Here is a 19674-nt window from a genome sequence, read left to right as displayed (position 1 = left end):
GATGTCCATCGATCTCCCGAAGTCCGTGACGCCCGCGCAGATCGGCGCGGCCGCCGCGCTGCTCGACGCGGGGCAACTGGTCGCGTTTCCGACCGAAACCGTCTACGGGCTCGGCGGCGACGCGGCGAATCCCGAGGCCGTCGCGCGCATCTACGCGGCGAAGGGGCGGCCCGCGAACCATCCGGTGATCGTGCACCTGCCGCCCGGCGGCGATCCGGGCTACTGGGCCGACGCGCTGCCGGCCGATGCGCAGGCGCTGATCGATGCATTCTGGCCGGGCCCGCTGACGCTGATCCTGAAGCGCCATGCGCGCATTCCGGACGCGGTGAGCGGCGGGCAGGATTCGGTCGGGCTGCGCTGCCCGTCGCATCCGGTCGCGCAGGCGCTGCTGGCCGCATTCAGCGCGCGACGCGGCGGGCACGGCGGCGTTGCCGCGCCGTCCGCGAACCGGTTCGGCCATGTGAGCCCGACGACCGCGCAGCACGTGCGTGACGAATTCGGCGACACCGTGCACGTGCTCGACGGCGGTGCTTCCGAGGTCGGCATTGAATCGACGATCCTCGACCTGTCGCGCGGCTTCCCGGCGCTGCTGCGCCCGGGCCACGTGACGCCGCAGCAGATCGCCGACGTGCTCGGCCGCGCGCCGCGGCTGCCGGACGGCGGCGATGCGACCGCGCCGCGCGCGTCGGGCACGCTGAAGGCCCATTACGCGCCGCGCACGCCGCTCGCGCTGCTGCCGTTCGACGCGCTGGAGCCGCTGCTCGCGGCCGCGCAAACCGACGGCGAGCGTGTCGCGCTCGTCGCGCGCGCGTCGCGTGCGGGACGCTGGGCACAGGCCGACGGCGTGCATTTCGTCGCGGCACCGGAAGATCCGCAGGCCTATGCGCGCGATCTGTACGGGATGCTGCGGGCGCTCGACCGCGCGCAGGTCGCGCGCATTCTCGTCGAGAAGCTGCCGGAAACCGTCGAATGGATCGCGGTCAACGATCGCCTCGGCCGTGCGGCGGCCGCGTTCGAAGCGCGCGACTGACGAAGCCCGGCGCTTCAGGAATAAAAAAACGCCCGACCGGCAAACCGGTCGGGCGTTTTTGTTTGGGCGCGTGGCCGGCTGCTTACTTGCCGACGCCCGACTTCGCGATCTGCTGTTCGGCAAACTGCGCGAACAGCGCGTGCAGGTGCGTCGTCGGGTGGACCGTGTCGGCGAACATGTAGGTCTGGTCCGCGTTCGCGACCGTGTAGGTCTGCGGCGAGCAGAACAGCGACGAGCCGAATGCGGTCGCGTTCGCGACGCCGTACTGCGTCGCGGCCTGGACCATCGCCTTCAGGTTGCAGGCGGTGTCGGTGTTCGACACGTTGAAGCCGTTCGCCTGATAGTTCGCGAGGATGCCGTCCTGCCACGTGAACGTGTCGAGCAGTGCGTACTTGGTCGTGTCGACCTTGAGTGCCTGCAGCGTGGCGGCGAGCGTGCCGTTGAACAGCATCGACAGTTGCGTGAGGGTCGTCTGCGTGCCGCCCTGGAGGGCGAGCGGCGTGCCGCCGATATCGGGCACGTTCGACACGAACACGTGCGTTGCGCCGGAGGCGACGATCTGCTGCACCAGGCCCGCGAGCTGTTGCGCGGCGGCGCCGATGTTCTGCTGCAGTTGCGTCGGCGTGATGGCGCCTGCCTGCAGGGCCGCGACCTGATAGAAGATGTCGTTCGCGCCGCCGTTCAGCAGCACGATCTGGCCGCCGTTGAAGCTGCCGTGCTGCGTCAGGTACTGCTTGACCTGATCGGCGATCGGCGTCGTGGTTGCCTGTGCGTAGTCGGGGTTCGGCACGCTTGCGTCCGCATGGCCGATACCCGGCTGCTGCGTCACGCGCGAGCCGCCCTGCGCATAACCGAGACCGCCGGTGGCCTGCAGCGGGATGCCGAAGCCGCCCTGGTTCGCGGGTTGCAGCGTGTCGCCATAGTATTGCGCGACGTTCTGCGTCCACACCTGGCCGGGGTTGGTCGTGAAGCGGCCGCCGCCGAAGCCGAGCTTGATCTGCGAGTAGGTACCGGCGTCGGACAGGCTGTCGCCGAACGACACGATCTGCATCTTCACGCCCGACGGCGGCGTGTTCGATGCACTGCTGTTGTTGTCGTCGCCACCGCCGCAGGCGGCGAGCAGCGCGAGCGCGGCGCCGGCGATCGCGACCTGTGCGGTGCGCAGCAGGCGTTGCCGGGTGCGCGACGGGAATTGTTGTTGTGACTGCATCGTTCGATCTCCTCGTAGATATGGCCTGATGTGTTTCTCATCTGCCGCGTGCCTGCTCGGTTCCGGGCTGCGCGGCGGCCGTTGGCTAAAACGGTTTATTGTTCACGCGCAGCCGCGAGCGGCACGGTGCGCGGATCCTGGTTCGCGGCCTCGGCGATCTGCGCATGATAAGCGCTCGCCCACTCGGGCGGGCCGAAAATCGCGCGCAGCTTGTTGCGCCATCCGTCGACGCGCAACGCGTCGGCCGCCATCGACCCCCACTCGTGAAACGTCGCGACGAGCGGGTTGTTCGAGCCGAGCCGCTCGACGATCCCGTACTGCGGCGGATCGTCGTGCGTTTCCTCGACGTAGCTGCCGAACAGGCGATCCCAGATCACAAGGACGCCTGCGTAATTGCGGTCGATGTAGCGCGGGTTGCGCGCATGGTGCGCGCGGTGGATCGACGGCGTGTTCAGCACGTATTCGAGCCAGCCGAGCTTGCCGATCGCCTGCGTGTGCACGAAGAACTGGAACGCGAGGTTGATCAGCACGATGCCGACGACCTGCTGCGGCGGAAAGCCGGCGAACGCGAGCGGCAGCCAGAACACCCACATGCCCGCGACGGGGTACATCAGGCTCTGGCGGAACGCGGTCGAGAAATTCATCCGCTCGGACGAGTGGTGCACGACGTGCGCGGCCCACAGCCAGCGCACGCGATGGCTCGCGCGATGGAACACGTAGTAGAGGAAATCCTGCGCGACGAACAGCACCGCGAACGACAGCCAGCCGTCGTGCCACGTGAACAGGCGATAGTGCTGGTAGCAGTACGCGTAGACGGGGATCACGAACAGCCATGCGATCTTGTCGGCGCCCTGGTGCATCAGCGCGAGTGCCGCGTTGCAAAGCGTGTCGCGCCACGCATAGACATGGTCCTGCGCACGTGTGCGGGCGAGGTGCCAGGCCTCCCACGCGATGCAGAGCAGGAAGACGGGCGCCAGCGCGAGCAGAAGCAATTCGACGTCGAATCGCATGGGCGTGTCTCCTTCTTTCCCCTGCAAGCCTTGAGGCCGGGCGTATGGCCCGTTGTAGATATCGGTCAGGCCATCAGCCTACGCAAACACCACGCGCTAGGCGAGAGGGGAGCGTAGAGGGTTCCCTCTGAGGACAGGGTTTCTACGGAAGCCGCGCGGCGCGTGGCCGGGCGGTGCGGCCCCGATTGATGGGCATGGTTGGGGACGGAACGGGACGCGTGCGCCGGCCGTGATGCGTGGCGGCCGGCGCACGGAAAGAGAGGCGCGCGCACGAGCGTGCGCGCGGGGGCATCGTCAGTGCGCGCCCGCGTAGATCCATTCGAGCAGCGTGTCGTGCGCGGCGCGTGCGCCTTCCGCGTGATCGTTGTTGATGAAGCTGACGACGATGTAGCTCTGGCCGTCGGCGCCGGCGACGTAGCCGGCGATCGCGCGCACGTCGCGCAGCGTGCCGGTCTTGATGTGCGCGTTGCCGAGCACGCCGGCGTTGGTGAGGCGGTTCTTCATCGTGCCGTCGATGCCGGCAATCGGCAGCGAATCGACGAACGCCTGCGCGACGGGGCTCGCGTTCGCGGCCTGCAGCAGCGCGGCGAGCGACAGCGCGCTCACGTGCTCTTCGCGCGACAGCCCCGAACCGTTTTCGAGCACGAGGTCGGGCATCGCGATCCCGTTTTTCTGCAGGAACGCCTCGATCGCGCGGCTCGACTGCTCGGGCGTCGCGGGCGGCTTGCCGCTGACCGCGCCGATCGTCAGGAACAGGTTGCGCGCCATCACGTTGTTGCTGAACTTGTTGATGTCGTAGACGATGCTGCCGAGTACCGGGCTGTGATGCACGGCGACGGGCCGCGCGGTGGTCGGCACCTTGCCTTCGCTCACGGGCCCCGTGATCGTGCCGCCGTCCTGCTGCCACAGCGCGAGGAAGCCGCGCGCGAAGAAGGTCGTGTGATCGAGGATCGCGAGGTTGGTCGTGTGCGCGCCGCAGCGCAGCGGATAGTCGCCGGCGAACGACGCGGTCATCATCCCGCCGCCGGCCGTCAAGGTCGGGCGCGCGGCCGCGGCCGCCGCGCTGCACGAGCCGGTGCCTTCGACCAGCTGGTTGTCGATCGACAGGTCCGCGAGCGGCGGCAGCACGTCGACGGCCACCTTGCCGTCGTCGCCCGGCGTGACCGTGAACGACACGGCCTTGAAGGCGTACAGCAGCGGATCGGGGCCGACGTTGTACGGTGCGCTCGCGTCGTCGTCGAACGACGGCAGGTCGCGCGTCGACGCCGCGAAATAACTCTTGTCGAGCACGAGGCCGCCGGCCACGCGCTTGATGCCGGCCTTGCGGATCTTGTCGACGAGGTCGATCAGCTCTTCGGGCACGAGCTTCGGATCGCCGGTGCCCTTGATGTACAGGTTGCCCTGCAGCGTGCCGTCGGGGTCGACCGTGCCGTCCGTGTAGGCGGTCGTGCGCCAGCGGAAGTCGGGGCCGAGGATCGACAGGCCCGAGAAGGTGGTCACGAGCTTCATCGTCGATGCCGGCAGCATCGGCCGGCTCGCATTCCACGCGATCAGCGGTTCCGGATCGCCGACGCGCTCGACCACGACGCTCATCGCCGACGCCGGCACCTTCGCGTGCTGCAGCGCGACCAGCACGGTCGCCGGCAGGCCGGCCGCGCGCGCGGCGGGCGACACGACGGCGGTCTTGCGCGCTTGCTTGTGGGATTTCTTGCCGGCTTGCGCGGCGGGCGCGAAGGCCAGGGCCGTGCAGGTGGCGAGGACGGCGGCTGCACGCAGGCAGACACGGGTGCGGGGGGCGAACCGGGCGGAAAGGGTGGAAATCGGCATGGACGAATACGGGTAGGCAGGGGCTCGGGCGGCGCGCGTGTCGCGCGCAAGCGCACATTGTAGAGAAACTGGGCAAATGCCCGCTGAAATCGCGTGTCGTGCGGCAGGGCGGCATCACTTTGTTGCGCACATGCCGCGCACGCGATTCGCGGCGCTACAATGGTCGGCGTGTTTCACCCGACCCATGGATGCCTGTCCCGATGCGGATTCTGCTTGTCGAAGACGACCGAATGATTGCCGAGGGCGTGCGCAAGGCGCTGCGCTCGGACGGCTTTGCGGTCGACTGGGTGCAGGACGGCGACGCGGCGCTCACGGCGCTCGGCGGCGAGACGTACGACCTGCTGCTGCTCGATCTCGGCCTGCCGAAGCGCGACGGCATCGACGTGCTGCGCACGCTGCGCGCCCGCGGGCTGTCGCTGCCCGTGCTGATCGTCACCGCGCGCGACGCGGTCGCCGATCGCGTGAAGGGGCTCGACGCGGGCGCCGACGATTACCTCGTCAAGCCGTTCGACCTCGACGAGCTGGGCGCGCGGATGCGCGCGCTGATCCGCCGTCAGGCCGGGCGCAGCGAATCGCTGATCCGCCACGGCGCGCTGACGCTCGATCCCGCGTCGCATCAGGTGACGCTCGACGGCGCGCCGGTCGCGCTGTCCGCGCGCGAGTTCGCGCTGCTCGAGGCGCTGCTCGCGCGGCCCGGCGCGGTGCTGTCGAAGAGCCAGCTCGAGGAGAAGATGTACGGCTGGGGCGAAGAGATCGGCAGCAACACGGTCGAGGTCTACATCCACGCGCTGCGCAAGAAACTCGGCTCGGACCTGATCCGCAACGTGCGCGGGCTCGGCTACATGGTCGTCAAGGAAAGCTGACGCGTGAGGTCGATTCGTCATCAATTGCTGATCTGGCTGCTCGCGATCGTCGTCGCGGGCGTGGGCATCGCGGGCTGGCTCATCTATCGACAGGCGCTCGCCGAGGCGAACGAGCTGTTCGACTACCAGCTGCAGGAAATCGCCGCGGCGCTGCCGTCCGAGCCGTTCTCGCAGGTGTTCGGCTCGCGGACCAACGGCGACGAAGGCATCGTGATCCAGATCTGGAACCGCAACGGCGTGCTGATGTACTTCTCGCATCCGCGCGCGCCGATCGCGCCGCGCGCGGAGCTCGGCTTCTCGACTGAACGTACCGACCGCGGCGAATGGCGCGTGTATGGCGCGATCGTCGGCGACAACGTCGTGCAGCTCGCGCAGCCGCTGTCGGTGCGCAACCGGCTCGCCGCGAACGTCGCGCTGCGCACGCTGTGGCCGCTGATCGTGCTGCTGCCGTTCCTCGGCGCGGCCGTGTGGGTGATCGTCGGGCGCGGGCTCGCGCCGCTCGGCCGCGTGACGCGCGCGGTCGAGGCGCGCCGGCCCGAGGCGCTCGATCCGCTGCCCGACGGCCGCCTGCCGCTCGAGGTGCAGCCGCTCGTGCGTGCGCTGAACGGGCTGCTCGCGCGGCTCGCGGCGGCGCTCGATACGCAGAAGGCGTTCGTCGCCGATGCCGCGCACGAGTTGCGCACGCCGCTCGCGGCCGTACAGATCCAGGCGCAGCTCGTCGCCCGTGCGAAGGACGACGCGTCACGCCGCGAGGCGGTTGCGGATCTCCAGGACGGCGTCACGCGCGCGACACGGCTCGCCGAGCAGTTGCTCGCGCTCGCCCGGGCCGAACCCGATGGCGCGACGATGCGCGAACCGGTCGACCTGCAGTCGCTGCTCGCCGAATGCGTGGCCGCGCATGCGCCGCTCGCGCAGCGGCGCCATATCGATCTCGGCTTCGAGGAGACACGTGCGGCGAGCGTCGTCGCGGACATCGGCGCGCTGCGCGTGATGTTCGGCAACCTGCTCGACAACGCGGTGAAGTACACGCCGGACGGCGGCCGCATCGACGTGTCGCTGACCGCCGACGCGGCCGGCCGCGCGTGCGTCCAGATTGGCGACAGCGGGCCGGGCATCCCGGCCGACGAGCGTGAGCGCGTGTTCGACCGCTTCTACCGCGACAGCTCCGCGCGGGCGCGCACCGACTTGTCGGGCAGCGGGCTTGGGCTGGCGATCGTCAAGCGCGTGGCGGCGCAGCAGGGCGCGACGGTGGCGCTCGGCGACGCGGCCGCGGGCGGCCTGCTCGTCAGTGTCGTGTTTCGCGCCGCCGAGATGCCGGCCCAGGCGCCGCGCCAGCCGGAATCTGCCTGAGGAACAGCGCCGGGTGGGCCGCGCGGCCCGCTTAAGCCCCACTTAAGGCTGATTAAGCCTCCTTTAAGTCAGGGTCGTTACACTGCGTCCTAACAAAGAGGAGGTCCTACGATGAATACCCGATTCCTTGCGCGCGGCGCCGTCGCGGTCGCCGTCGCGGCCGCCCTGTCGGCAGGTTATGTCGCCGGCACCCGCCGCGCCGATCCGCAGATCATCACGCCCGCACAGGCGGCCGCGCTGATGCCGGCCGAAGCGGCCGCCAAGACCGGCATCCCCGATTTCTCCGGGCTCGTCGAGACCTACGGCCCGGCAGTCGTGAACATCAGCGCGAAGCACGTCGTGAAGCAGGTGTCGCGGCGCGTGCCGCAGCCGCAACTGCCGATCGACCCGAGCGACCCGTTCTACCAGTTCTTCAAGCATTTCTACGGCCAGGTGCCGGGCATGGGCGGTGACGCGCAGCCGGACGACCAGCCGAGCGCGAGCCTCGGTTCGGGCTTCGTCATCAGCTCCGACGGGTACATCCTTACCAATGCGCACGTGATCGACGGCGCGAACGTCGTCACGGTCAAGCTGACCGACAAGCGCGAATACAAGGCGAAGGTCGTCGGCTCCGACAAGCAGTCCGATGTCGCGGTGCTGAAGATCGACGCGAGCGGCCTGCCGACCGTGAAGATCGGCGATCCGGCCCAGAGCAAGGTCGGCCAGTGGGTCGTTGCGATCGGTTCGCCTTACGGCTTCGACAACACGGTCACGTCGGGCATCATCAGCGCGAAGTCGCGCGCGTTGCCGGACGAGAACTACACGCCGTTCATCCAGACCGACGTGCCGGTGAACCCGGGCAACTCGGGCGGCCCGCTGTTCAACCTGCAGGGCGAGGTGATCGGCATCAACTCGATGATCTACTCGCAGACGGGCGGCTTCCAGGGCCTGTCGTTCGCGATCCCGATCAACGAGGCGATCAAGGTGAAGGACGAGCTCGTGAAGACGGGTCACGTGAGCCGCGGCCGCCTCGGCGTCGCCGTGCAGGGGCTGAACCAGACGCTCGCGAGTTCGTTCGGGCTGCAGAAGCCGGACGGCGCGCTCGTCAGCTCGGTCGATCCGAACGGCCCGGCCGCGAAGGCGGGCCTGCAGCCGGGCGACGTGATCCTGTCGGTCAACGGTTCGCCGGTCGCCGATTCGACGTCGCTGCCCGCGCAGATCGCGAACCTGAAGCCGGGTTCGAAGGCCGATCTGCAGGTCTGGCGCGACAAGTCGAAGAAGTCGATCAGCGTGACGCTCGGCGCGATGGCCGATGCGAAACTCGCGTCGAATGACGGCGGGCCCGTCGAGCAGGGGCGCCTGGGCGTCGCGGTGCGGCCGCTGTCGCCGCAGGAGCGCAGTGCCGACAACCTGTCGCACGGGCTGATCGTGCAGCAGGCAGGCGGGCCGGCAGCCAACGCGGGCATCCAGCCCGGCGACGTGATCCTCGCGGTCAACGGCCGCCCGGTCACGAGCCCCGAGCAGCTGCGCGATGCGGTCAAGGGCGCGGGCAACAGTCTGGCTCTGCTGATCCAGCGCGATAATGCACAGATCTTCGTGCCGGTCGACCTGAGCTGACCGGCCACGGCCGACGGCCGGCCTGGCCGGCCGCGGCGGGCGCCGCCGCCGTTCGATCGCATGACGCGGCGCCCTGTATGTGTTCCGACCCCAAGGAGAGAGCCATGCAATATCTACGCAACGTGTCCCGATTTGCCGTCGCCGCGGCGTTGGCCGCCGGCCTCGCAGCCGGTGCGACCGGCGCGTACGCGCAGTCGGACGGCTTGCCCGCCGCGCGCCAGCAGGGCGACGTCACCTTCGTGTCCGGCGGCGTCGGGCAGGACGAATCGACGGCGTTTCAGCGCAACGAGCCGAAGTGGCCGCTGGCCCTGCGCTTCACCGGCAAGGGCGGCGAGTTCCTGGCCGACGTTCATGTGCTGATCGTCGACGGCAAGGGCGCCGAAGTGCTGAAAACCGACGCGCGCGGGCCGTACATGCTCGTGAAGGTGCCGCCGGGGCGCTATACGGTGCATGCGTCGTACCAGGGCAACGACGAATCGCGCGCCGTCACCGTCGGCGCGAAGGGCGGCGCGAAAACCGCGTTCCAGTGGAGCGCGCAGTAGCCCGCCGCGCGCGGCCCCGGCCCGGGTCGCGCAATCGGACGAAGATTCGCCCATAATGAAAGCCACGGCATGCGTGCCGTGGCTTTTTTCGTTTCCTGCCACCGGCCTGCCTGCCGGGCCGCCCGAAGGAGAAACGATGTCCGATGCCGCCGACCCTCGCCTTGAAATCGTGCCGAACCGTCATCGCGTGCGCGTGATCCATCGCGGCATCACGTATGCCGATTCGCACGGCGTGCTGACCGTGCGCGTGACGGGGCTGCCGGACACCCATTACTTGCCGCGCCACGACGTCAACATGCGCAGGCTCGTGAAGTCGGGCATGACGACCGCCTGCCCGTTCAGGGGGGAGGCCGTGCATTTCGACTTGCAGACGGAAGACGGCGTGATCGAGAACGCCGCGTGGAGTTTCGAAGAACCGAAGGAGGCGGCCGCCGCGCTTGCGCACTACGTCGCCTTCGATGTCGCACGGATCGACAGTCTCGTCGAGACGTCCTGATGCGGCGCGTGTTCATCGGGGAGGCATCATGGAACTGAACGACACGTTACGCGTACCGCTCGCGCCGCCTGTCGTGCGGGAGGCCTTCGAGGATCTCGCATTGCTGCGGGCGAGCTTCGACCATTGCGAATCGTTCGTGAAGCTCGCGCACGACGAGTTCGCGTTGACGATCACGGTGCCGCTCGGCCCGCTGCGCGCCCGCTACGACGTGCGTGCGCATGCGGCCGGCGAGCAGGGCGACGCGGAAGGGCAGCCGCGCCGCGTGATCAACTTCAAGGCGCGGGCCGACGGCCTCGGCGCGCTGCGCGGCCAGGTCGAACTCGTGTTGATGCCGGATGACGACGAGAACGCCACGTGCATCGAGTACGTGGTCTGGGCGACTGCGAGCGGGCCGCTCGCCGAGCTGCCGGGGCGGCAGATCGACAATGCGCTGCGCGAATGGACCGACGATTTCTTCCGCGAGTTCTGCGCGGTCGTGCAGGCCAAGCATGGACTCGCGCCGAATCGCGCGCGCTCGGCCGCGCACCGGCGCCAGCACGTGTTCTTGCGGCCGGCGTCGCTGGTGGCCGCGACGAAGCGTTCGCTGCCGCCGCACCTCGGCGGCGCGCTGACCGGGCGTGCCGCCAGCGCGCTCCCGCATCGCGGTTCCGGCACGGTGCCCGTCTGGGCCTGGGCGGCGATGATCGTGTTCGTCGCGTTGCTGCTTTACGCGGCACGCTGGATCAACGGCGGCTGAGCGACCGCGCGTCGCTGTTCCGCTTCACGGCCCGCCGCCCGCGCGGCGGGCGTTACCGCCCCGCATCGGCACCAGTTCCGGCGCCGCGAAATTCCCTTCGATACGCAGACGGCGAGGTGCCGAGCGTGCCCGCGAAATACTGGCGCAGCGACACGCTCGACCCGTAGCCGGCCGCCTGCGCGATCGCGTCGATCGATTGTCCGGTGGTTTCCAGCAGATGCTGCGCGCGCGCAAGCCGCTCGGCCTGCAGCCACGCGGTGACGGTCGTGCCCGTGGCCTGGCGGAAGTGGCGCGTGAACGTGCGCCGGCTCATCAGCACACGTTCGGCGAGCGAATCGACGCTGTGCGCGGCGTCGAGGTGCGCGCGCACCCAGTCGAGCAGGCCCGCGAGCCGCGCATCGCGCGGGTGCGCGGCGACCGGTTGCGGCACGTACTGGGCTTGCCCGCCCTGGCGATGCGGCGGGATCACGAGGCGGCGCGCGATCTGGTTCGCGGCGTCCGAGCCGAAGCGCTGCCGCACGACGTGCAGGCAGCAGTCGAGCCCCGCGGCCGTGCCGGCCGACGTCGTCAGGTTGCCGTCGTCCACGTACAGCACGTCGGGGTCGAGCTTCACGCGCGGGAAGCGTTCGGCGAAATCGTCGGCCCAGGCCCAGTGCGTGGTGGCCGGGCGCCCGTCGAGCAGGCCGGCCGCGGCGAGCACGTAAGCGCCGAGGCACAGCCCGACGAGCTGCGCGCCGCGCGCGGCGACCGCGCGGACGGCGTCGAGCAGCACGTCGGGCGGCGCTTCGTCCGGGTCGCGCCAGGCCGGCACGATGACGATGTCGGCGTCGTCGAGCCCGTCGAGGCCATACGGTGCGGTGATCGTGAAGCCGCCCGTCGTCGACAGCGGGCCGCGCTCGGCCGAGCACACGCGGAACTCGAACGACGGCGACGCGGCTGCGTCGCGCTCCTTGCCGAACACGACGGACGGCACCGACAGGTGGAACGGGCTGATGCCGTCGTAGGCGATCACGGCGACGATGGTCGGAACGGGCGGGGCAGGTGACGCGGCGGTCATGACGGGCTCCGGAATGGTGATGGCCCGATTCTATCGAAGAATGACTATCGGGCCACTATCTGCAGGAATGATGCGGCCCGACAATGCATCGCATCGCGCCGCTGGCCGTCCCGTTCCGGGGCGGGGCCGCGCCCCTGGGCCAGGAGCCTGCCATGTCGAACACCGTCCCGCATTCCGCTTCCCGTTCCGTCGCCGATCCGGTTTCCCGCCGTGCGCTGATCGTGATCGACGTCCAGAACGAATATGTAACGGGCAATCTGCCGATCGAGTATCCGCCGCTCGACGTGTCGCTCGCGAACATCGGCCGCGCGATCGACGCCGCACATGCGGCCGGCGTGCCCGTGATCGTCGTCCAGCACGTGGCGCCGGCCGGCGCGCCGATCTTCGCGCCCGGCACCGACGGCGTCGCGCTGCACGCGGTCGTCGCGGGCCGGCCGTACGCGCACCTGATCGAGAAGACGCAGGCGAGTTCGTTTGCCGGCACCGATCTCGCCGCATGGCTCGATGCGCACGGGATCGACACGCTGGCGGTGGCCGGCTACATGACGCACAACTGCAATGCGTCGACGGTTTATCACGCGGCGCATGCGGGGCTGACGGTCGAGTACCTGGATGACGCGACGGGCGCGTTGCCTTACGAGAATGAAGCGGGCGCGGCGAGCGCCGAAGAGATTCACCGTGCGTACACGGTGGTGTTCCAGTCGAATTTCGCGGCCGTGATGTCGACCGACGCGTGGATCGCGGGACTGGCCGGCGCGCCGATGTCGAAACCCGATTCGGTGGCCGCGTCGAACCGGCGGGCCCGCGCGCAGCGCGCGAAGGCGGCCTGAACCGGCCGGACAGACGGGGGCGGGCAGCGCGTCGCGGCGGCGGCCGCGGTCAGTCGCCTTCCTTCAGCATCGCCGGGCTCAGGCGCAGCATGTCGAAGCAGCCGTCGACGAGCTTTTCCGCATGCTGCTCGGCGTCGATCTCGTCGGGCAGCATCAGCATGTCGCGCACGAAACCGCTGACGAGCGTATGCAGCATCAGCGTCGCGCGCCAGGTGTCGAGCCGCTCGGGCAGCAGCTTGAGCCGCACGGCCCCCGCGAGATCGGCATCGATCGCGTGCAGCGCCTCGCTCATCCCGGCGCGATTGCGCTGCAGCAGCGGCTCCATGTCCGCGACGTATTCGCACTTCATGAACAGGACGCTGAACACGCGCCGCAACTGCGGGTCGCGCTGCACGCCGAGCAGGCACCAGATCAGGATCTTGCGGATCTTCTCGAGCGGATTGCCGCCCGGCGCGTCCAGCGGCATCCGCTTCAGCTCGTCGATCGGCAGAAACACGCGGTCGAACATCGCATCGAACAGTTCGCTCTTGTTCGCGAAATGCCAGTAGATCGCGCCGCGCGTCACGCCGGCGTGCTGGGCGATGTCCGCGAGCGACGTGTGCGATACGCCTTTCTCGAAGAACACGTGTTCGGCGGCGTCGAGAATGCGATTGCGCGTCTCGAGCGCCTCCTCCTTGGTACGTCTGACCATGTGCAGGCCTGATTGGATCGATCGTTGGTAAATTTAGGGGCCGCAACCCTCGTCGTCGCCATGGAGACGGGCTATGCTTGCGACTGGTAACAATCCGTAAGACTGGACAGTCGGCGCGACACAAATGGGCTTTTTACATACATTCGTGAATGTATATACAATACCACCCTACGATCGAATGACCCAAGTGGCAATCAGTTAATATCCCACTCTGCTGATTCCCGCCCTAGTACCAGTCCGCAGTTCGCGGCATCCCGTCGGCATGGAGGTCTCGTGCCGACGTGCTGTATCCAGCAGTCCAGTAATTCAGGTGTTCGATCTGCGCCGCGAGGCGCATCCGTGTTGCGCTCCCGCCGGGTGCTGCACTTATTCCATTGGCTATACACAGAGGTCGCTCCATGCGCGTCGAACGGGTTCCATACCGCTTGATCACTGTCGCGGCAGCCGCGGTTTTCCTGGCTGCATGCGGAAAAAAAGAATCGGCACCGCCGCCGCAAACGCCGGAAGTCGGCGTTGTCACCGTCCAGCCGCAATCCGTTCCGGTCTTCACCGAACTGCCGGGCCGTACGAGCGCGTTCCTCGTCGCGCAGGTGCGCGCACGGGTCGACGGCATCGTGCTGCGCCGTGAATTCACCGAAGGCACGGACGTCAAGGCCGGCCAGCGCCTCTACAAGATCGATCCGGCACCGTACGTCGCCGCGCTGAACAGCGCGAAGGCGACGCTGGCGAAGGCGCAGGCGAACCTCGTGACGCAGAACGCCTTGGTCGCACGCTACAAGGTGCTGGTGGCGGCGAACGCGGTCAGCAAGCAGGACTACGACAACGCGGTGGCCACGCAAGGTCAGGCCACGGCGGACGTCGCGGCCGGCAAGGCGGCGGTCGATACCGCGCAGATCAACCTCGGCTACACCGACGTGGTCTCGCCGATCACCGGCCGTGTCGGCATCTCGCAGGTGACGCCGGGCGCATACGTGCAGGCGAGCCAGGCGACGCTGATGTCGACGGTGCAGCAGCTCGACCCGGTGTATGTCGACCTCACGCAGTCGAGCCTCGAAGGGCTGAAGCTGCGTCAGGACGTGCAGAGCGGGCGTCTGAAGACGACCGGCCCGGGCGCCGCGAAGGTGTCGCTGGTGCTGGAAGACGGCAAGACCTATGCGGAGCCGGGCAAGCTGCAGTTCTCGGACGTGACGGTCGACCAGACCACCGGCTCGGTGACGATCCGCGCGGTCTTCCCGAACCCGGGCAAGGTGCTGCTGCCGGGGATGTTCGTGCGCGCACGGATCGAGGAGGGCGTGAACGAGAACGCGTTCCTGGTGCCGCAGATCGGCGTCACGCACGACCAGAAGGGCCAGGCGATCGCGATGGTGGTGAACGCCAGCAACAAGGTCGAGCCGCGTCCGCTGAAGACCACCGGCATGCAGGGTCCGAACTGGATCGTCGAAGGCGGTCTGGAGGCGGGCGATCACGTGATCGTGCAGGGCATCGACAAGGTGCGCCCGGGCGCGACCGTGAAGTCGGTACCCGCGCAGATTGCACCGGCGGCCGATGCCGCATCGGGCGCTGCTGCCGCCTCCGCCGCGCCGGCTGCCGCCGGTTCCGGCGCCGCTGCCGCTTCCGGTGCCGCCGCATCGGGCGCCGCGCCGGCGAGTGCTGCCGCTGCTTCGAGCGCGCAATAACAGGGAGCCTGTTTCATGGCAAAGTTTTTTATCGATCGCCCGATCTTCGCGTGGGTGATCGCCATCATCCTGATGCTGGCCGGGGTTGCGGCGATCTTCACGCTGCCGATCTCGCAGTATCCGACGATCGCGCCGCCATCGATCCAGATTACCGCGAACTATCCGGGCGCTTCCGCGAAGACGGTGGAAGACACGGTGACGCAGGTGATCGAGCAGCAGATGAGCGGTCTCGACAACTTCCTGTACATGTCGTCGACGAGTGACGACTCGGGTAACGCAACGATCACGCTGACGTTCGCGCCGGGCACCAACGCCGACATCGCACAGGTCCAGGTGCAGAACAAGCTGTCGCTCGCGACGCCGGTTCTGCCGCAGGTCGTGCAGCAGCTCGGTCTGTCGGTGACGAAGTCGAGCAGCAGCTTCCTGCTGGTGCTCGCCTTCAACTCCGAAGACGGCAGCATGAACAAGTACGACCTCGCGAACTTCGTGGCGTCGCACGTGAAGGATCCGATCAGCCGGTTGAATGGCGTCGGTACCGTCACGCTGTTCGGCTCGCAGTACGCGATGCGGATCTGGCTCGACCCGAACCGCCTGACGAACTACGGCCTGACGCCGGTCGACGTGTCGTCGGCGATCACCGCGCAGAACGTGCAGATCGCGGGCGGCCAGATCGGCGGCACGCCGGCCACGCCGGGCACCGTGCTGCAGGCGACGATCACCGAATCGACGCTGCTGCAGACGCCCGAGCAGTTCGGCAACATCCTGCTGAAGGTCAACCAGGACGGCTCGCAGGTTCGCCTGAAGGACGTCGCGCAGATCGGCCTCGGCGGCGAAAACTACAACTTCGACACGAAGTACAACGGTCAGCCGACCGCGGCACTCGGTATCCAGCTCGCGACCAACGCGAACGCGCTCGCAACCGCGAAGGCCGTGCGCGCGAAGATCGATGAGCTGGCGCCGTTCTTCCCGCACGGCCTCGTCGTGAAGTATCCGTACGACACGACGCCGTTCGTGAAGCTGTCGATCGAGGAAGTGGTCAAGACGCTGCTCGAAGGTATCGTGCTCGTGTTCCTCGTGATGTATCTGTTCCTGCAGAACCTGCGGGCGACGATCATCCCGACGATCGCGGTGCCGGTCGTGCTGCTCGGCACGTTCGCGATCATGTCGCTGGTGGGCTTCTCGATCAACACGCTGTCGATGTTCGGCCTCGTGCTCGCAATCGGCCTGCTGGTGGACGATGCGATCGTCGTGGTGGAGAACGTCGAGCGCGTGATGGCGGAAGAGGGCCTGTCACCGAAGGAAGCGACCAAGAAGGCGATGGGCCAGATCACCGGCGCACTCGTCGGCGTGGCGCTGGTGCTGTCGGCGGTGTTCGTGCCGGTGGCATTCTCGGGCGGTTCGGTCGGCGCGATCTATCGCCAGTTCTCGCTGACGATCGTGTCGGCGATGGTGCTGTCGGTGCTCGTCGCGTTGATTCTGACGCCGGCGCTGTGCGCGACGATCCTGAAGCCGATCCCGCAAGGGCATCACGAAGAGAAGAAGGGTTTCTTCGGCTGGTTCAACCGCACGTTCAACAATAGCCGCGACAAGTACCACGTCGGCGTGCACCACGTGATCAAGCGCTCGGGCCGCTGGCTCATCATCTATCTGGTTGTGATCGTCGCGGTCGGCCTGCTGTTCGTGCGCCTGCCGAAGTCGTTCCTGCCCGATGAAGACCAGGGCCTGATGTTCGTGATCGTGCAGACGCCGTCGGGCTCGACGCAGGAAACGACCGCGAAGACCCTCGCGAACATTTCCGACTACCTGCTGAAGGACGAGAAGGAAATCGTCGAATCGGCGTTCACGGTCAACGGCTTCAGCTTCGCGGGCCGCGGCCAGAACTCCGGTCTCGTGTTCGTTCGCCTGAAGGACTACTCGCAGCGTCAGCATGCGAACCAGAAGGTCCAGGCGCTGATCGGCCGGATGTTCGGGCGCTACGCGGGCTACAAGGACGCGCTGGTGATCCCGTTCAACCCGCCGTCGATTCCTGAACTCGGCACGGCCGCCGGCTTCGACTTCGAGCTGACGGACAACGCCGGTCTCGGTCACGATGCGCTGATGGCCGCGCGTAACCAGCTGCTCGGGATGGCCTCGAAGGATCCGACGCTGCAGGGCGTGCGCCCGAACGGCCTGAACGATACGCCGCAGTACAAGGTCGACATCGATCGCGAGAAGGCGAATGCGCTCGGCGTGACGGCGGATGCGATCGACCAGACGTTCTCGATCGCGTGGGCGTCGAAGTACGTGAACAACTTCCTCGACGTCGACGGCCGGATCAAGAAGGTCTATGTGCAGGCCGATGCGCCGTTCCGGATGACGCCGGAAGACATGAACATCTGGTACGTGCGTAACGGGTCGGGCGGGATGGTGCCGTTCAGCTCGTTCGCGACCGGTCACTGGACGTACGGTTCGCCGAAGCTCGAGCGCTACAACGGTGTGTCGGCGATGGAAATCCAGGGTCAGGCCGCACCGGGCAAGTCGACCGGTCAGGCGATGACCGCGATGGAAGGGCTCGCGAAGAAGCTGCCGGTCGGTATCGGCTATTCGTGGACCGGCCTGTCGTTCCAGGAAATCCAGTCCGGCTCGCAGGCGCCGATCCTGTATGCGATCTCGATCCTCGTCGTGTTCCTGTGTCTCGCGGCGCTGTATGAAAGCTGGTCGATCCCGTTCTCGGTGATCATGGTCGTGCCGCTCGGCGTGATCGGTGCGCTGCTTGCGGCGACGATGCGCGGTCTGGAAAACGACGTGTTCTTCCAGGTCGGCCTGCTGACCACCGTGGGCTTGTCCGCGAAGAACGCGATTCTGATCGTGGAGTTCGCGCGCGAACTGCAGGTGACGGAGAAGATGGGGCCGATCGAGGCCGCGCTGGAAGCGGCGCGCCTGCGGCTGCGTCCTATCCTGATGACGTCGCTCGCGTTCATTCTCGGCGTGATGCCGCTCGCGATCAGCAACGGCGCGGGTTCGGCGAGCCAGCACGCGATCGGCACGGGCGTGATCGGCGGGATGATCACGGCAACGTTCCTCGCGATCTTCATGATCCCGATGTTCTTCGTGAAGATCCGCGCGATCTTCAGCGGCGAGAAGGAAGACGTCGACGAGGCGCTGCGCCTGGCTCAGGAGCACTCGCACCACGAAGAGAAGCCGGGCAACGGCGACCAAGGCAACAAGGGACAGTGATGATGCAAAAACACGCTTTGACTGCAATCGCGGTCGCGCTCTTTGCCACGGGCTGCACGATGGCGCCGCATTACACGCGGCCCGACGCACCCGTCGCACAGGCGTTCCCGGCCGGCGGCGTCTATGCGACGCAGCCGGGTGCTGCCGGCGCGCGCAGCGCGAACGGCCAGGCGGCGACCGCCATCGGCTGGCGCGAATTCTTCGTCGATCCGCGCCTGCAGCGGCTGATCGAGATCGCGCTGAAGAACAACCGCGACCTGCGCGTGTCGGTGCTGAACATCGAGGCGGCGCGCGCGCAGTACCAGATCACGCGTGCGGGCCTGTTCCCGACGCTCGATGCGACGGGCACGGGCAACATCCAGCGTGTTCCGGCTGGCGTGTCGACGACGGGCTCGCCGCTGATCACGCGCACCTACAACGTCGGCTTGTCCGCGTCGTGGGAGCTTGATCTGTTCGGCCGCGTGCAGAGCCTGAAGGATCAGGCGCTCGCGCAGTATCTGTCGACCGCGTACGCGCGGCAGGCGTCGGAAATCTCGCTGGTGTCGCAGGTGGCCGATCAATACCTGACGGTGCTGTCGACCGACGATCTGCTGAAGGTCACGGAGAACACGCTGAAATCCGCGCAGGCGTCGTACGACCTGACGAAGCTGCAGTTCGACAACGGTACGGGCTCCGAGCTCGACCTGCGTCAGGCGCAGACGGTCGTCGAGACGGCGCTCGCGAACCAGCAGGCGCAGGCACGCTCCCGCGCGCAGGCTGTGAACGCGCTGGTGCTGCTGATCGGCGAGCCGCTGCCTGACGATCTGCCGCCGGGCATGCCGCTCGACTCGCAGAACCTGCTGACGGACGTGCCGGCCGGGTTGCCGTCGGATCTGCTGACACGTCGTCCGGACGTGATGCAGGCCGAGCAGACGCTGCTGGCCGCGAACGCGAACATCGGCGCGGCACGTGCGGCGTTCTTCCCGAAGATCTCGCTGACGGCCGCGTTCGGCACCGCGAGCCCGACGCTGGGCGGCCTGTTCAAGGCCGGCACGGCGGCGTGGTCGTTCGCGCCGAACATTGCACTGCCGATCTTCGAGGGCGGGCAGAACATCGCGAACCTCGATCTCGCGCACGTGCAGAAGCGCATCGAGATCGCGAACTACGAGAAGGCGATTCAATCGGCGTTCCGCGAAGTGTCGGACGGGCTGGCCGCACGCGGCACGTACGACCAGCAGATCGCGGCGCTGGAACGCAACGAGTACGCGCAGCAGCGCCGCTTCGACCTGTCGGACCTGCGTTACAAGAACGGCGTCGACAGCTACCTGTCGGTGCTGACCGCGCAGACGGACCTGTACTCGGCGCAGCAGTCGCTGATCAGCGCGCGTCTGGCGCGCTGGACGAACCTGGTCGACCTGTACCGTGCATTGGGCGGCGGGTGGATCCAGCGGGCTGGCGAAACGCCGCGTGCGCCGGATACGCCGGTCGACTACGACAAGGCGGCCGCCCCGGCGCCCGCGTCGGCAGCGGCGACGAACGGGTAAGCGCGAAGCAGGGCGGGAGCG

At 67.9% G+C, this 19674-nt stretch carries 16 protein-coding genes; 11 read left to right on the top strand and 5 right to left on the bottom strand.

All coding sequences use genetic code 11. The features are described 5' to 3' along the window. The first annotated feature begins 1 nt into the window (after window position 1). Window positions 2-1030, top strand: coding sequence for an L-threonylcarbamoyladenylate synthase (locus ACTRWB_RS26470; RefSeq protein ID WP_343494789.1), 1029 nt, complete (start codon window positions 2-4; stop codon window positions 1028-1030). A gap of 82 nt (window positions 1031-1112) precedes the next feature. On the opposite strand, the gene ACTRWB_RS26465 is transcribed toward ACTRWB_RS26470, so the two are convergent. The 3 genes from ACTRWB_RS26465 to dacB all read right to left on the bottom strand — a co-directional run bounded on the left by ACTRWB_RS26465 (window position 1113) and on the right by dacB (window position 5077). Next, complete coding sequence (locus ACTRWB_RS26465) at window positions 1113-2240, bottom strand: SGNH/GDSL hydrolase family protein (RefSeq protein WP_446903581.1); 1128 nt, start codon at window positions 2238-2240, stop codon at window positions 1113-1115. A 95-nt stretch (window positions 2241-2335) separates the two neighbouring features. Continuing rightward, window positions 2336-3250, bottom strand: a complete 915-nt coding sequence (locus ACTRWB_RS26460; protein WP_343494791.1) for a sterol desaturase family protein — start codon at window positions 3248-3250, stop codon at window positions 2336-2338. A 294-nt stretch (window positions 3251-3544) separates the two neighbouring features. After that, window positions 3545-5077, bottom strand: a complete 1533-nt coding sequence (dacB, locus tag ACTRWB_RS26455; protein WP_446903580.1) for a D-alanyl-D-alanine carboxypeptidase/D-alanyl-D-alanine endopeptidase — start codon at window positions 5075-5077, stop codon at window positions 3545-3547. 200 nt (window positions 5078-5277) lie between these two features. Here dacB and ACTRWB_RS26450 point away from each other — a divergent pair, with 200 nt between their 5' ends. From ACTRWB_RS26450 to ACTRWB_RS26425, 6 genes are all read left to right on the top strand, one after another. Then, complete coding sequence (locus ACTRWB_RS26450) at window positions 5278-5940, top strand: response regulator (protein WP_041490448.1); 663 nt, start codon at window positions 5278-5280, stop codon at window positions 5938-5940. Between the two features lie 3 nt (window positions 5941-5943). Next, window positions 5944-7290, top strand: a complete 1347-nt coding sequence (locus tag ACTRWB_RS26445; RefSeq protein ID WP_446903579.1) for an ATP-binding protein — start codon at window positions 5944-5946, stop codon at window positions 7288-7290. Between the two features lie 111 nt (window positions 7291-7401). Next, on the top strand, window positions 7402-8886 hold the full coding sequence (locus ACTRWB_RS26440; protein WP_129512861.1) for a DegQ family serine endoprotease: 1485 nt from the start codon (window positions 7402-7404) through the stop codon (window positions 8884-8886). Between the two features lie 104 nt (window positions 8887-8990). Continuing rightward, window positions 8991-9428: a carboxypeptidase-like regulatory domain-containing protein gene (locus ACTRWB_RS26435; RefSeq protein WP_129512860.1), complete on the top strand. Its 438-nt coding sequence runs from the start codon at window positions 8991-8993 to the stop codon at window positions 9426-9428. A gap of 136 nt (window positions 9429-9564) precedes the next feature. Continuing rightward, entirely contained in the window at window positions 9565-9924 is a 360-nt protein-coding gene (locus ACTRWB_RS26430; RefSeq protein WP_129512859.1) for a DUF427 domain-containing protein, read from the top strand. Window positions 9925-9952: 28 nt separating this feature from the next. After that, window positions 9953-10660, top strand: a complete 708-nt coding sequence (locus tag ACTRWB_RS26425) for a CoxG family protein (protein ID WP_048242632.1) — start codon at window positions 9953-9955, stop codon at window positions 10658-10660. A gap of 52 nt (window positions 10661-10712) precedes the next feature. Here ACTRWB_RS26425 and ACTRWB_RS26420 read toward each other — a convergent pair whose 3' ends face one another. Next, window positions 10713-11717 carry a helix-turn-helix domain-containing protein gene (locus ACTRWB_RS26420; RefSeq protein ID WP_446903578.1) on the bottom strand — a complete coding sequence of 335 codons (1005 nt, stop codon included), beginning with the start codon at window positions 11715-11717 and terminating at the stop codon, window positions 10713-10715. Window positions 11718-11869: 152 nt separating this feature from the next. On the opposite strand from ACTRWB_RS26420, the gene ACTRWB_RS26415 reads away from it, so the two are divergent. Then, window positions 11870-12547, top strand: a complete 678-nt coding sequence (locus ACTRWB_RS26415) for a cysteine hydrolase family protein (RefSeq protein WP_446903577.1) — start codon at window positions 11870-11872, stop codon at window positions 12545-12547. 49 nt (window positions 12548-12596) lie between these two features. On the opposite strand, the gene ACTRWB_RS26410 is transcribed toward ACTRWB_RS26415, so the two are convergent. After that, entirely contained in the window at window positions 12597-13238 is a 642-nt protein-coding gene (locus ACTRWB_RS26410; protein WP_048242628.1) for a TetR family transcriptional regulator, read from the bottom strand. Between the two features lie 398 nt (window positions 13239-13636). Between ACTRWB_RS26410 and ACTRWB_RS26405 the strand changes: the two genes are divergently transcribed. From ACTRWB_RS26405 to ACTRWB_RS26395, 3 genes are read left to right on the top strand one after another with little or no spacing between them, the layout of a single operon-like run. Beyond that, complete coding sequence (locus tag ACTRWB_RS26405; protein WP_446903576.1) at window positions 13637-14914, top strand: efflux RND transporter periplasmic adaptor subunit; 1278 nt, start codon at window positions 13637-13639, stop codon at window positions 14912-14914. A gap of 15 nt (window positions 14915-14929) precedes the next feature. Continuing rightward, a complete protein-coding gene (gene bpeB, locus ACTRWB_RS26400) occupies window positions 14930-18130 on the top strand; it encodes an efflux RND transporter permease BpeB (protein WP_129512855.1) in 3201 nt (1066 codons plus the stop codon). After that, window positions 18130-19653: an efflux transporter outer membrane subunit gene (locus tag ACTRWB_RS26395; RefSeq protein WP_446903575.1), complete on the top strand. Its 1524-nt coding sequence runs from the start codon at window positions 18130-18132 to the stop codon at window positions 19651-19653. The genes bpeB and ACTRWB_RS26395 overlap by 1 nt, the downstream gene beginning before the upstream one ends. Window positions 19654-19674: the final 21 nt, after the last annotated feature.

This window comes from Burkholderia sp. YIM B11467 (assembly GCF_052952715.1).
Note: the sequence above shows the minus strand (reverse complement) of the source record. Positions and strands in the feature narration are given on the sequence as shown.

What these genes read in the sequence shown, in the direction of transcription:
- ACTRWB_RS26470 (WP_343494789.1), top strand. Translation starts at nt 2, where the DNA reads ATGTCCATCGATCTCCCGAAGTCCGTGACGCCCGCGCAGATCGGCGCG.
- ACTRWB_RS26465 (WP_446903581.1), bottom strand. Translation starts at nt 2,240, where the DNA reads ATGCAGTCACAACAACAATTCCCGTCGCGCACCCGGCAACGCCTGCTG.
- ACTRWB_RS26460 (WP_343494791.1), bottom strand. Translation starts at nt 3,250, where the DNA reads ATGCGATTCGACGTCGAATTGCTTCTGCTCGCGCTGGCGCCCGTCTTC.
- dacB (WP_446903580.1), bottom strand. Translation starts at nt 5,077, where the DNA reads ATGCCGATTTCCACCCTTTCCGCCCGGTTCGCCCCCCGCACCCGTGTC.
- ACTRWB_RS26450 (WP_041490448.1), top strand. Translation starts at nt 5,278, where the DNA reads ATGCGGATTCTGCTTGTCGAAGACGACCGAATGATTGCCGAGGGCGTG.
- ACTRWB_RS26440 (WP_129512861.1), top strand. Translation starts at nt 7,402, where the DNA reads ATGAATACCCGATTCCTTGCGCGCGGCGCCGTCGCGGTCGCCGTCGCG.
- ACTRWB_RS26435 (WP_129512860.1), top strand. Translation starts at nt 8,991, where the DNA reads ATGCAATATCTACGCAACGTGTCCCGATTTGCCGTCGCCGCGGCGTTG.
- ACTRWB_RS26430 (WP_129512859.1), top strand. Translation starts at nt 9,565, where the DNA reads ATGTCCGATGCCGCCGACCCTCGCCTTGAAATCGTGCCGAACCGTCAT.
- ACTRWB_RS26425 (WP_048242632.1), top strand. Translation starts at nt 9,953, where the DNA reads ATGGAACTGAACGACACGTTACGCGTACCGCTCGCGCCGCCTGTCGTG.
- ACTRWB_RS26420 (WP_446903578.1), bottom strand. Translation starts at nt 11,717, where the DNA reads ATGACCGCCGCGTCACCTGCCCCGCCCGTTCCGACCATCGTCGCCGTG.
- ACTRWB_RS26415 (WP_446903577.1), top strand. Translation starts at nt 11,870, where the DNA reads ATGTCGAACACCGTCCCGCATTCCGCTTCCCGTTCCGTCGCCGATCCG.
- ACTRWB_RS26410 (WP_048242628.1), bottom strand. Translation starts at nt 13,238, where the DNA reads ATGGTCAGACGTACCAAGGAGGAGGCGCTCGAGACGCGCAATCGCATT.
- ACTRWB_RS26405 (WP_446903576.1), top strand. Translation starts at nt 13,637, where the DNA reads ATGCGCGTCGAACGGGTTCCATACCGCTTGATCACTGTCGCGGCAGCC.
- bpeB (WP_129512855.1), top strand. Translation starts at nt 14,930, where the DNA reads ATGGCAAAGTTTTTTATCGATCGCCCGATCTTCGCGTGGGTGATCGCC.
- ACTRWB_RS26395 (WP_446903575.1), top strand. Translation starts at nt 18,130, where the DNA reads ATGATGCAAAAACACGCTTTGACTGCAATCGCGGTCGCGCTCTTTGCC.